The sequence below is a fragment of the Microcoleus sp. OTE_8_concoct_300 genome (assembly GCF_031383065.1).
Lineage (GTDB): Bacteria > Cyanobacteriota > Cyanobacteriia > Cyanobacteriales > Microcoleaceae > Microcoleus.
The window spans coordinates 21,091-33,535 of sequence record NZ_JANMZH010000007.1; the positions used below are offsets into that span (position 1 = coordinate 21,091).

10 protein-coding genes and 1 pseudogene are annotated in these 12,445 nt (G+C 43.1%); 6 read left to right on the forward strand and 5 right to left on the reverse strand.

The features are described 5' to 3' along the window. Positions 1–190: 190 nt before the first annotated feature. The 3 genes and pseudogenes from ACUVJL_RS00235 (at position 191) to ACUVJL_RS00245 (ending at position 2,765) form a co-directional block, all read left to right on the forward strand. Positions 191–1,933, forward strand: a pseudogene (locus tag ACUVJL_RS00235) (AIPR family protein). 360 nt (positions 1,934–2,293) lie between these two features. Then, positions 2,294–2,569, forward strand: coding sequence for a BrnT family toxin (locus ACUVJL_RS00240; protein WP_445243996.1), 276 nt, complete (start codon positions 2,294–2,296; stop codon positions 2,567–2,569). Then, entirely contained in the window at positions 2,553–2,765 is a 213-nt protein-coding gene (locus ACUVJL_RS00245) for a hypothetical protein (RefSeq protein ID WP_445243997.1), read from the forward strand. The genes ACUVJL_RS00240 and ACUVJL_RS00245 overlap by 17 nt, the downstream gene beginning before the upstream one ends. A gap of 434 nt (positions 2,766–3,199) precedes the next feature. Here ACUVJL_RS00245 and ACUVJL_RS00250 read toward each other — a convergent pair whose 3' ends face one another. Next, the gene (locus ACUVJL_RS00250; RefSeq protein WP_445243998.1) at positions 3,200–4,924 is read right to left on the reverse strand and encodes a zinc metalloprotease HtpX; all 1,725 of its coding nucleotides are present in this window, start codon (positions 4,922–4,924) and stop codon (positions 3,200–3,202) included. A gap of 219 nt (positions 4,925–5,143) precedes the next feature. Between ACUVJL_RS00250 and ACUVJL_RS00255 the strand changes: the two genes are divergently transcribed. The 3 genes from ACUVJL_RS00255 (at position 5,144) to folB (ending at position 8,979) form a co-directional block, all read left to right on the forward strand. Beyond that, on the forward strand, positions 5,144–6,427 hold the full coding sequence (locus ACUVJL_RS00255) for a glutamate-5-semialdehyde dehydrogenase (protein ID WP_445243999.1): 1,284 nt from the start codon (positions 5,144–5,146) through the stop codon (positions 6,425–6,427). A gap of 672 nt (positions 6,428–7,099) precedes the next feature. Continuing rightward, positions 7,100–8,467: a protein kinase domain-containing protein gene (locus ACUVJL_RS00260; protein ID WP_445244000.1), complete on the forward strand. Its 1,368-nt coding sequence runs from the start codon at positions 7,100–7,102 to the stop codon at positions 8,465–8,467. A gap of 155 nt (positions 8,468–8,622) precedes the next feature. Further along, entirely contained in the window at positions 8,623–8,979 is a 357-nt protein-coding gene (gene folB / locus ACUVJL_RS00265) for a dihydroneopterin aldolase (RefSeq protein WP_172190257.1), read from the forward strand. 103 nt (positions 8,980–9,082) lie between these two features. Here the strand turns inward: folB and nuoK are convergent, their stop codons facing one another. From nuoK to nuoH, 4 genes are all read right to left on the reverse strand, one after another. After that, entirely contained in the window at positions 9,083–9,388 is a 306-nt protein-coding gene (gene nuoK / locus ACUVJL_RS00270) for an NADH-quinone oxidoreductase subunit NuoK (RefSeq protein ID WP_190743676.1), read from the reverse strand. A 78-nt stretch (positions 9,389–9,466) separates the two neighbouring features. Next, entirely contained in the window at positions 9,467–10,093 is a 627-nt protein-coding gene (locus ACUVJL_RS00275; RefSeq protein ID WP_445244001.1) for an NADH-quinone oxidoreductase subunit J, read from the reverse strand. Positions 10,094–10,297: 204 nt separating this feature from the next. Beyond that, complete coding sequence (ndhI, locus tag ACUVJL_RS00280; RefSeq protein ID WP_445244002.1) at positions 10,298–10,873, reverse strand: NAD(P)H-quinone oxidoreductase subunit I; 576 nt, start codon at positions 10,871–10,873, stop codon at positions 10,298–10,300. A 103-nt stretch (positions 10,874–10,976) separates the two neighbouring features. Beyond that, positions 10,977–12,095, reverse strand: a complete 1,119-nt coding sequence (nuoH, locus tag ACUVJL_RS00285; protein ID WP_445244003.1) for an NADH-quinone oxidoreductase subunit NuoH — start codon at positions 12,093–12,095, stop codon at positions 10,977–10,979. Positions 12,096–12,445: the final 350 nt, after the last annotated feature.

Consider the following 12,445-nt stretch of genomic DNA (forward strand, 5'->3'; position numbering starts at 1 on the left):
TTATCCTGATATTTTTACGGCAGATGCTGAATTACTAGATTTTGTCTGTGTTGGTGCAGGTAATGATACTGGTATAGATGGAATAGGAATTAAAGTTAACGATAGATTAGTTAAAAGCATTGATGAGATTAGCGAAATTGTACAGGAAAGTAGAAGAGTCAATATTGATTTTTTATTCATTCAATCGAAAATGCGGCCAGAATTTGATATTGCAGTTTTGAATAAATTTGGAACAGGAGTTAAAGTATTTTTTTCGGATTCACCCTATCTACCTCAGAACCCTCGAATTAAAGAATTTCGGGAAATTAAGGATTTTATCTACTCCAATGAGGAAGTAATTAGAAAACTTGAGAAAACCCCAAGCCTTGTTCTTTATTATGTCAGTACAGCAAGAGCAGAACCAAGAGATGACCACTTTTCAGGCTGTAAACAATTCCTGATAAGGGAACTTGAAAAAGTAGAACAATTTGAACGTGTTGAAGTAAAAATTGTTGGAGGAGAGCAGCTCAAGAACTTCTGTCGAGAGTTAAAAAATCAGTTTGATGTTCAAATGAATGTCATTGATATTTTTCCAATGATCGTAGATAGTAAAACCGATGTCAAAAAAGCATATGCTTTTACTTGTGAAGCATTAGAGTTCTTAAAAATTCTCACAAAAGAAGATGGTTCACTGCGTCGCTCTCTATTTAATGACAACGTTCGTGACTATTTAGGAGATAATAAGACTGTCAATAGTGAAATCGAAACTACAATCAATGAAAATCCCGAAATGTTTTTGCTGTGCAACAATGGAATTACGATTGTATGCAGCGAATTTGAACAGGTTCGGGATAAGCTAGTAAAAATTGAGAATCCTCAAATTGTTAACGGTTGTCAAACAAGTAACTCTTTATTTAACCAAAGAGAGAACCCAAGTATTGAGAAAGTAAAACTTCTTATCCGACTGATATCTACAGAAAATCCTGGAATTTCCAATAAAATTGTCAGAGGAACTAACAAACAAAATCAGGTTTTGGAAGAAGCTTTTGAGACGACGCGAGCTTTTCATTAAGATATATTAGAGCCTTTTTTTCTGGCCTTTGAAAATGAGGTAAAACTTTATTATGAAAGACGGTCTAAACAATATAACAACGACCCTCACATCAAAAAAGATCAAATTGTAAACTTAAAAACCTTGACTCAAGTATTTGTTAGTGTTTTTCTCGATTCTCCTCATGACGGACATAGACATGAAGCAACGCTTTTGAAAAACTATGTAGGACAAAAAGAACCAAGAAAAATTTTTGTAGAAGAGCATAGTCCATATCCTTACTATATCTCCGCTCTTATTTGGTATAGGTTTGAAAAATACTTTAGAAATAGTGAAAGAGATCAAAAATCTCAAGAAATATATAAAACATATAAAGCTCATCTTTATTTAATCTTTAGGATGAGTGTAGGAGAATTTCCTCCAAAAATGACAAAACACAAACCTATGGAGGATTACTGTAAAAAACTTCTGGATATTTTACAAGAAGACCAATTTACAGAAAGATTAGTAACGGTCTTGGAAATATTTTATAAAACCCAAAGTTTATGGGTTGGAGAGGGAAAAAGTCCTTACGGAATAAAAGATCGTAAGGAATTTACGGACTTGCTACTCAAAGTGGCTCGTGAGAAGTTTATTCAAGGTCAATTAGTAGAACAAAAAGAAGATGAAGATAACATACTTTACGAAGGAATTGTTCTAAAAATTATTCAAAAAGATGATGGCTCTTGGTTTGGTTTCATAAAACACGTAAGTCGAGATGAGGATGAAGATAATGTATATTTTGACAATCGTAGCTATAAAGGAAATATAAAAGATATATCTCTTAATACTCATGTCCGGTTTGAAAGAGGCAGGAATAGTAAAGGGTATTTTTGTATCGATGTTCAACGAACTAATGAATGAGATAATACAAATTTTGTCCGCGTAGCTATTTCTTATTAGACCTCTTGCAAAAGTCCTTTTCATAAATTTATTGGACGGGCAAGATGTCTATTTTGTCCCATCGGAGCGATGTCATACTAACAAGGGCACTGATTGCATGGAGGGTGTGAAGCGTAGCTATCCCGTAAGGAATCGCCCCACCGAAAAAAAGGGCGATCGCACACCCTATTAACTTTCTGTTCAACTCACTAATACATACAGATCGGGTTTGAGTTTTCCGATTCATATTTTCCTTTCGCCATTTCACCCTAGATAGTAGAATAGAGCAGTAAGCTGGGCAACTGCCCACCTCCTAAAGCCGCTTGAGAGTAGAATATATCTATGAAGTTTCATTGGGACTCAAACAAAGCGAGTAGCAATGCCAAAAAGCATGGTGTGTCTTTTGAAGAGGCTGTCACTGTCTTCGGAGATCCACTGGCTATTACAATTTCTGACCCTGATCACTCCCTAGGTGAGATCCGTCTTTTGACGATAGGTCAGTCGATCTTGCAACGTCTTTTGGTTGTTTCCCACACGGAACGAGAAGGTGAGGTGCGTTTAATCAGCGCCCGTTTAGCCACCCGACAGGAGAGAAGAAATTATGAGTCAGAAATCTGAAGAAACAGTCAATGACGAGATGAAACCTGAATATGATTTTTCAGGCGGTGTTCGTGGCAAATACTATGAAGCTTATACGCAATCCAGTAATGTTGTGATTCTCGATCCAGATGTAGCAGAGATATTTCGAGACTCAGCTTCTGTAAATGAAGCGTTGCGATTGCTTGCAAAAATTGCCAAGTCTGTCACAGTCTAATTAACTGTTTCAAAATTTTGCTGATGAATCTGGGTGAGTTGCATTCATTGCGATCGCCCCAGCCAGCATATTCGGTTGACCCTCTTAAAACTTAACCTCTTTTTTCACTTCCACTTTTATCGATTTCCACCATCTCAAAGATTGAACCCTTGTAGAACAGGCCAGAAAGCCTGTTCCTGATTCCGAACGGTTTGGGAACAGTTGAGGAACGCTTTCGGAACGCTTCAATAATTAACTTAGATTCAGATGCAAAGAAAGGCTTCTGAATCTGGCATCAATCCCATGAGTTAGCCAGAGACGAAAGTGCGATCGCAGAGGTTGGTATGTCAACTGCTTAAGTTGACCTAATTTTCTAGTCTTTAACCCTGACTTCAGAGGACTGAAGTCCTTACTACAAACCAGGTTCGTAGTAAGGACTTTAGTCCTCTCAACTGTTAACCAGGAAATGACACGAATAGAAAGGCAATACCGATCGCGATCGCACCGATACCCATGACAAAAGACCAGAAGCGGTGATAACTACTAACCACCGTACCGCTATCGGTTTCAAGCTGAATCAAATCCATCCAAGGTGCGACACCTCGGCGGAACCAACCCAAAGCGCTAACATCCATTCCCATCAAACTTTTAACCCGTTTCATGCCAAACAGAAAATTACCAATAGGTCCAAAACGAGAAGCATAGCGCAGATAAATCATTCCCGTTGTGTCTTGCAATTTCAAATCAGAACCGAAGGTATAACCCGCATCACCGCGACCAATTAATTCGCCTTGCAGTTTCGCAGGTTGACCCCGCAAAGGACTGGCATAAGGGTCAGACATTAAGGTTAAAACATCCAAAGGTTGGGCTTGTTTGTAATTGGGGAACATCACCAAAGTCTTGAGCAAAATGCCCAGGCCCAAAGCGATTAAAGGACAAGCAACCATCATCATCGGATTTACAGCATACAGGGCAATGCCGATCGCCAAACCCACAGCTAAGCCCAGAGTTTCTGCACTGTACAGCAGCAAATCGAACACAAAATTTCCGTACAATCTCCCCTTACTCAAAAGGTTGCCTTCGCCGACAATCCGGCCCATGTCAAACTCAACATCCAAGCCTAATTGTTCGGCATAAGTGCTCAAAGCCCGAACTCGTTTTCCAGTCAGCGGGTGAGTAGAGTTCAACTCCATCCACCAACCCCAGGGATTAAACATATCCCACAAAAACACTCGCCCAATCTTTTCTGGTTCCGAAGAAATCCTGTAAGCAGTGCCAGTAGATGTGGCAGCTTTGGCATCGTAAATGCCTAAAGCGCGAGTTCCTTCTAATAAGCGGCTGGGTTCTGTTGCTCTTTGTCCTTCTTCCAAAATACCGTAAGCAATTTTTACCAAAGCGCGGGATAAAGCATTGGGATTGCCAGTAGTTTCGGCAGCAAAATGGTCGGCAAAATATTCTCGCGTCCGCGACAAATACAGCAATAAATAAGTGCCAGCGATGTAAAACAAATAAGCAACAGCAGCTACAGTACCCGCCGCATCTTTAACTTTGCTGCCACCACTTCGACCCATCCTTTGAGCAGTAGTGTAAATTAAATAAGTAATCTGCACTAAAGTCGAAGCTAAAGTCATTACTGCAAAGTCCCAGTGGACGATGTGACCGAGTTCGTGGGCGTAAACAGTGGCAATTTCCTCATCGTCTAAATAGGTGAAAAGACCTTGACTGACGACTAAGCGAGCGCTGTTGGGAAATGAACCGTAAGTAAAAGCAGTAGGGTTTTGGTCGTCGATAATTCCTAAACGCGGCTGCTGGAGTTTTTTCTGCTTGCAAACTTTCTTAATAACTTTCGCTGTTTCGGGACTTAGGCTTTTAATTTCTGCTAGGGAAACCCAGCGAGTATGGTAGAGCCAATTTTGGGTTAAGTCCATCAAGTAAGGCGATAGGAAAAAAGCAGCGATGTTAAAAATCAGAGTTATGGGAAGTGCGATCGACAATCCGACGACTGGATCGGGACTGTTGAGAATCAAAACTGAGGCTAAGGATAGCGCTAACACCATACCAAATAGCATGGTGATGGTGACGCCGGAAGCTAAAACGAGATTTGAGCCAGTTTTCTGTATCAGTTTAACGCCGGCTTTGCGCGATCGCCCTGCCTTGCGTAAAGGGGCCTGAGATGACATAATACTCTCCGAAGGTTATTGACAAATGGCAATGCTCGTGGGATTTTGTCTATACTTCACTGTTTTAACCTGTAAATGCGAATCGCTATAAGGGATCTCAACAAAAATATAGAATTTCCTTGAGAATTGTTAAAACTGAAAACCGCCCCTAAATTTATTTCTGGGGATTCAATTCAAAACTCAAAACCCAAAACCCAAAACTATTTAAAATTTACCGCCATGTCTATTATTGAAATTGCCCAAAAAACGCGCGTATCTGCTAGAAAGTTGGCAGTTTTGTCCGCTGATGCCAAAAATCAAGCTATTGAGGCTATGGCTAAAGCTTTAGAAGCTGCTGCGCCGGATATTGTGGCGGCGAATGCGGCTGATTGCAAGGCGGCCCAGGCGGATGGAATTGCGAAACCGCTGTACGATCGCCTAAAGTTGGATGAGAGCAAGTTGAAAAGTGCGATCGCAGGCCTGCGCGACGTTGCGAAACTCCCTGAGCCGATCGGTGTCGTGCAAATTCACCGTGAATTGGATACAGGATTAATTCTGAAGCGCATCACCTGTCCTTTGGGCGTTTTAGGCATTATTTTTGAAGCGCGCCCCGAAGCTTTAATTCAGATAGTATCCTTGGCAATCAAATCAGGAAACGGCGTCATTCTCAAAGGCGGCAAAGAAGCAGTCCGTTCCTGCGAAATATTGACAAAAGTGATACATCAAGCATTAGCCGAAACTGCGGTTAATCCAGAAGTCGTGCAGTTGCTCACCACGCGGGAAGAAACAATCGAACTGCTCAAAATGGATGAATATGTAGATTTGATTATTCCCAGAGGTTCTAATTCCTTCGTGCGGTTCGTGCAGGAAAACACGCGGATTCCCGTGTTAGGACACGCCGACGGAATTTGTCATTTGTACGCAGACAAAGCGGCGGCTATTCAGAAAGCAGTAGAGATTTCTGTTGATGCAAAAACTCAGTATCCAGCCGCCTGCAATGCCATTGAAACTTTGTTAGTTCACAGGGCGATCGCCCCCAAATTCCTGCCCGCAGTTGCCGAAGCTTTGCAGCAGAAAAAAGTCGAATTGCGGGGAGACGAAAAAACTCGCGCCATCCTCGAAAATATTGCCGAAGCGACAGAAACCGATTGGTCTACCGAATACAGCGATTTAATTTTGTCAATAAAAATAGTAGATTCTGTGGAAGAGGCAATTAACCATATCAATACATATGGTTCCAGACATACAGATGTCATTGTTACCGAAGACAGCGAAGCCGCCGAAACATTTTTAAATGGAGTCGATGCGGCCGGAGTTTATCACAATTGTTCGACTCGATTTGCCGACGGTTTCCGTTACGGCTTCGGTGCTGAAGTGGGGATTAGCACGCAGCAAATGCCACCTCGCGGGCCTGTCGGTTTAGAGGGGTTGATTACCTATAAGTATCGAGTTGTTGGAGATGGCCATGTTGCCGCGAGTTATGTAGGGAAAGATGCTAAGGAATTTACACATCGAGATTTGTAAATCCTCGATAGCCGAGCAAACCAGACAATAAAAAAGCCTGTAGGGGCGGGTTTTACTAACAATATTTGATGTTCACGAACAATTTATATAAACCCGCCCCTAGACAGCCGATAATCTAGATTAACCTGATGTTCGATCGAATGCCAAAAATGTAGATTTGGATTTGTCGTTGGGGGGGGGCGGGTTTATTATATTGTTGGTTTCTAACATAGATGGTTGGTAAAACCCGCCCCTACGATATCCTGTAGATACTGAATCTTAACCAAAGTGTCTCTTCTCCTTCATCCATCCCAAAAAAAAGCGATCGCCCTCCCTGGTAAACAAACTTAGCTACATTGACACTCCCCGGCCTTAAGGCACGGGGATTCTTAAGACATTTCAGTCTTAATATCCCTATCCCTAGGGTTCCCAGGCTGACTACTCTGGGCACATAGGTGCGTAGTCATATCTCCTCAAAAATGTTTTGGGCGTAGACTTTCCCCCAGTCCGGGGGTAGGTTTTTACATCTTGTCTGATTTGGTTATTCTACCATATTCATTTTTTAAGATGGATTTGTTATTTTACTTAACAATGGAAAAAAGCCGTCCTATAAGGACAGGGTTTTCAACCCAATTTTCTGATAAGCTATACTGTGCTAGGCGACTCCCCAACTCGAACAATTTTCCGTTGTCTATGTCTAACTCCTCCCTCCTCGCCCCCGGTTCAACTCTCGAAAAACGCTACCGCATCCTCCGCGAATTAGGCCGCGGTGGCTTCGGCCGCACTTACCTCGCCGAAGACATCAACCGCTACAACGAACATTGCGTGCTCAAAGAGTTTTCTCCGGTTGTTCACAGCCCGAAAGCAGCCGAATTGTTCGATCGCGAATCGAGTATGCTTTACAACCTCCAACACCCGCAAATCCCCCGCTTTCGAGAACTCCTGCGAACCGATATCGGCGGCCATCAATCTTTATTTTTAGTGCAAGATTATATCCCCGGTCAAACCTACGAACAAATACTGATATCGCGTCAGCAACAAGGTAAAAATTTTACAGAAGCCGAAGTTACTCAACTGCTATTTCAGCTTTTACCAGTTTTAGAATACATCCACTCAAAAAATTTAATTCACCGCGATATTTCCCCGGATAATATTATTCAGCATGATGCTGACAAACTACCATTTTTAATTGATTTCGGTTCAGTCAAACAAATCGCAGCCAATGCCGTACCTCAGTTTAACCGACAATCGGATACGGCGATCGGCAAACAGGGTTATTCGCCCCCGGAACAAATGCGGCAGGGTAAAGTATCTCCGGCTAGCGATTTGTACGCTTTAGCAGTCACGGCTTTAGTCTTGCTAACTGGCAAAAAGCCTCAAAAATTGTACGATATTAACGGCAAAACTTGGAATTGGCGATCGCACGTCAGTGTCAGCCCAAATTTAGCCACGGTATTGGATAAGATGCTAGCAGAACAACCGGGCGATCGCTACCAATCTGCAAAAGCAGTCCGCGAAGCACTCAAAGATCCAAAACTCTCTCAACTTAGCAGTATAATTTCCCAAATGGTGACAATGAACTTTGTCGGCCGCCCTTTCAAAAACACCACTCAAACTGCTACCAGCAATCATACTCCTGTTAACCACAACCCTCAAATTGTTAAAAACAACAACATTTTTAAGTTAATACCTTGGAAAACCCTTGGTAGTTTAAGCGTGGTTTTGTTGCCTGGAATGTTAGCTTTTAGTGTAGTCAAATCAGGTTTCACGTTGCCCAAGTTGCCGGATTTACCTAAATTTTCTTCGCGCCAGCAACCTCCCGATACATCCTTAGAGGAAGCTGAAATAATTCGTCAAGAAAAGATTGGTAAACGGCGCAAAAATCTCAATATTAATCAAGATATCTTCTATCAAAAAGTGGATGAATTATATTACAATAAATATCCAGAATTCCAAGGTCGTACCTTGACAGAAAAGCCAGAAGATGCTGAAATTAGGCGGAAATGGTATGAAGTTGCTGAGAATTTACTGGACAAGTTGGAGAAAGGAGGACAGTTGTGAAATTTAATATAGAATAAGACTGATTTAACCGCAGAGGGCGCAGAGGGCGCAGAGGGAAGTGGAAAAGGTAGCACAAAAAGAGAGGGAAGAGAAAGATAACTTTATCTGGTTTAATACAAATTGGTATAGGCAACGCACTTTTAGTTTATTACAAAATGGATTCTATTCAACTTACAGGAATTCGCTGCTACGGATATACGGGCTATCTGCCGGAAGAGCAAGTTTTGGGGCAGTGGTTTGAAGTGGATGTTACTCTCTGGCTGGATTTATCGCAAGCTGGAAAAAGTGATGATATTCAACATACTCTTGATTACCGCAGCGCAATTACTCTGATTCAAAAGCTAGTCAAAGACTCGAAGTTTTTATTAATCGAACGCCTAGCAGATACTATTGCCCAAGCGCTTTTACAACTACCCTTAGTCGAGAAAGTTAAACTACAACTCTCGAAACCTGCTGCCCCCATCCCTGATTTCGGTGGCAGAATTACTCTAGAAATTACTAGAAGTCATTAGTCAGTTGTCAGTTGTCAGTTGCGGTGTCCGCTTGCGTAGTTGTCAGTTGTCAACAATCAAAAATCAACTGCCAACAATCAACTGCCAACTGCCAACTGACTAATTACCACTTCAGCAAATTAAACTCTTCCATGTCTACTGTATTGCGGTTGCGATAAATCGCCAAAACAATTGCCAAACCTACGGCAGCCTCAGCAGCGGCTACGGTAACGACAAACACCGTAAATACTTGACCTTTAATCTGTACGGGGTCAAGATAATTGGAGAAAGCCATCAAATTGAGATTGACAGCATTCAGCATCAACTCGATCGACATTAACACGCGTACTGCATTTCGGCTAGTAATCAAACCATAAACACCAATGCAGAAAAGTGCGGCGGCTAATAACAGAAAATACTGGAGTTGCAGTTGCATAAATTTTGCGATTTTCTCTCAATCAATATTACTACCAAACAGACAGATAGGTGCGCTGCGCGCACCCTAATTTTACTTAGATTCCGGCGAAGAAACATCTCCGGCAGAAACTAATTGGCGAGGTCTTTCTTGCAAACTAAAAGCTGGTGTTTCAGATAGCTTGTTCGACGACAATTCATCGGGAAAGAAATCGCGGCGTGCTAGCACAATTGCTCCTACCATTGCCATCAACAAAAACACTGATGCTAACTCGAAAGGTAGCAAATAGTCAGTGAAGAAATGTTTGGCGATCGTCACGATCGAACTTTCTGCAGGTGCTCCTGTCGTCGCCACAATAGCCCAAGGAGTAGACACCACCATCGTACCCAAAAGCGCAAATAAACCAGCACAAACCACTGCTGTGGCTACTTGACGCACCCAAGCGTTGGGAATAGTGCGGAAATCTTCGCGCTTGTTAACCAACATAATCGCAAACAAAATCAAGACGTTAACAGCGCCAACATAAATCAATACCTGCGCTGCTGCTACAAAGTCGGCATTCAGCAACAGGTACAAGCCCGCAATGCTGGTAAATACGCCGCACAGCAAAAAAGCTGAGTAAACGATGTTGGAGAACAGCACTACTCCTAATGCTCCTGCAATCATCATTACGGACAGTATGCCAAACGAAACAATTTGAACCCCTTCGGCTAGATTCACAATTTTTAATCCTCTGTTAATTGGGCATTGGGGATTGGGGATTGGGCATTGGGGATTGGGGATTGGGCATTGGGCATTGGGCATTGGGCATTGGAAATTTGTTATTTGTTATTAGAAAAACTACTAACAAGTAATCATTAACCATTAACCACTAACTACTAACTATGCCCCATGCCCCATGCCCCATGCCCCATGCCCCATTACCTACTTTTCGATAATTTCCTCTGAAGGGAGACCTGCGCGCCGATCGCTGCTGGAAACATCATGAGGGTCGATCGCACCTTTCGGCAAATAAGCAAATTCCCGCAGCGGTGTCACCATCGAATCGTCTGTAACCTTGTAGGGCAAACGTCCGAGGGCCACGTTGTCAAAATTCAATTCGTGGCGCTCGTAGGTGGCTAACTCGTACTCTTCTGTCATGGACAAACAATTAGTCGGACAATATTCTACGCAGTTGCCGCAGAAGATACAAACACCGAAATCGATACTGTAGTGCTTGAGCTGTTTCTTCTTACTTTCTTTGTTAAATTCCCAATCTACCACTGGCAAATTGATCGGACACACCCGAACGCAAACTTCGCAGGAGATGCACTTGTCAAATTCAAAGTGAATTCTGCCCCGAAAACGTTCGGAAGGAATTAATTTTTCGTAAGGATACTGCACCGTAATCGGGCGGCGTCTCATGTGGTCAAAAGTAACAGCTAGACCTTGACCGATATACTTAGCAGCTTGAAAACTTTCTTTGGCGTATTCGCCTACTTGATTGAGGAATTTTAGCATGGTGTTCTCTCTCTGTACTTGAGTTTTTGGTAATTGCTAACTGATAATAGGTAATTGGTTAACAGCTATTTTTTTTTACCTGTTGCCATTTACCTATTATCAATTAACCGCCAAAAGCAAAAGGAAAGGCAAGCTTCAAAGCTGCGGTCAATAGCAAATTAACTAAAGCAACGGGCAGCAAAAACTTCCATCCCAAATCTAGCAATTGGTCGATCCGAACTCGCGGCAGAGTCCAGCGGAGCAGAACTGCCAGAAACAGGAAAAAGTAGGCTTTCAGCATGGTCATCGTAATGCCCAGCGTGCCCGTAATTACCTGCAACCAAGGAGTCGTCTCGCTCAATCCCAGGGCATTTGTGATGACTCCGACCGGAATCGGACTTTCCCAGCCGCCGAGGTACAAAACTGCTACTAGCAGGCAAGAAAGGACCAGGTTAACGTAGGAAGCGATGTAGTACAAAGCAAATTTCATGCCTGAGTACTCAGTCTGATATCCTGCTACCAATTCTTCTTCTGCTTCCGGGAGGTCAAAGGGCAACCGTTCGCATTCTGCGAGTGCTGATATCCAGAAAATCAGGAAACCTGCGGGTTGCCGCCAGACATTCCAGCCGACGATGCCGTAGCCTGCTTGTTGATGTACGATGTCGATCGTACTGAGGCTGTTGGACATCATCACAACTGCCAATACTGCCAAAGCTAGGGGAATTTCGTAGCTGAGGGATTGAGCGGCTGCTCTGAGTCCGCCGAGGAGGGCGTATTTGTTGTTGGAAGCATAGCCGGACATCAGCAAGCCGATCGGCTGAATGCTAGAAAGAGCAATCCACAGAAATATCGCTGTCCCGATATCGGCGATCAGCATATGCTCTCCGAAGGGCACGATTAAGTAAGACAGAAAAACTGGAATCACCACAATTACCGGGCCTAGCGTGAACAGCAGGGCGTCAGCTTTTGCCGGTACAATGTCTTCTTTAAATACCAACTTCAGACCGTCGGCAACGGGTGCTAGTGTTCCCAAAGGGCCGATAAATTCCGGGCCTACCCGCTGTTGAGCGGCGGCGGAAATTTTCCGCTCTAGCCAGACGCTAGTAAGTACCCCGAATACAGCACCGACAATCATCAGCACCATTGGCAGCGGTAACCAAAGCACTTTGGCGATGTCCGCCGGCAAGCCCCAATTGATTAGGGCTTCTACGAAACTTCCTTGTAAGTCAATTCCTGGGTTCATTTTTCCAGCTTTTGAGTGCTCAGCATATAATTTTTCACCCGTCCTTGGTAGGAGTAGGCTTAGAAATCGGGGTCTTTGTAAAGATTTTTAAGGCTTTACCGCATATCAGTATATCGCCGGACAGGCCCCCAAGAACGAACGGACGGGTGAAATTATATTTATCTGATCCCACAGCTAGGCTAATGGGTTGGTAACTTATGGTTGAGTGTTGAGTGTTGACTGTTGACTGTTTAGTCCAGGAGGCATAAATACTAAAGAAACCGGGTTTTTATGCGTTTCTGCGTACTGTAACGAAGTTTTCTCGCAAAAACCCGGTTTCTGACTACCCGTGCGTCCAGGGACATATAGCC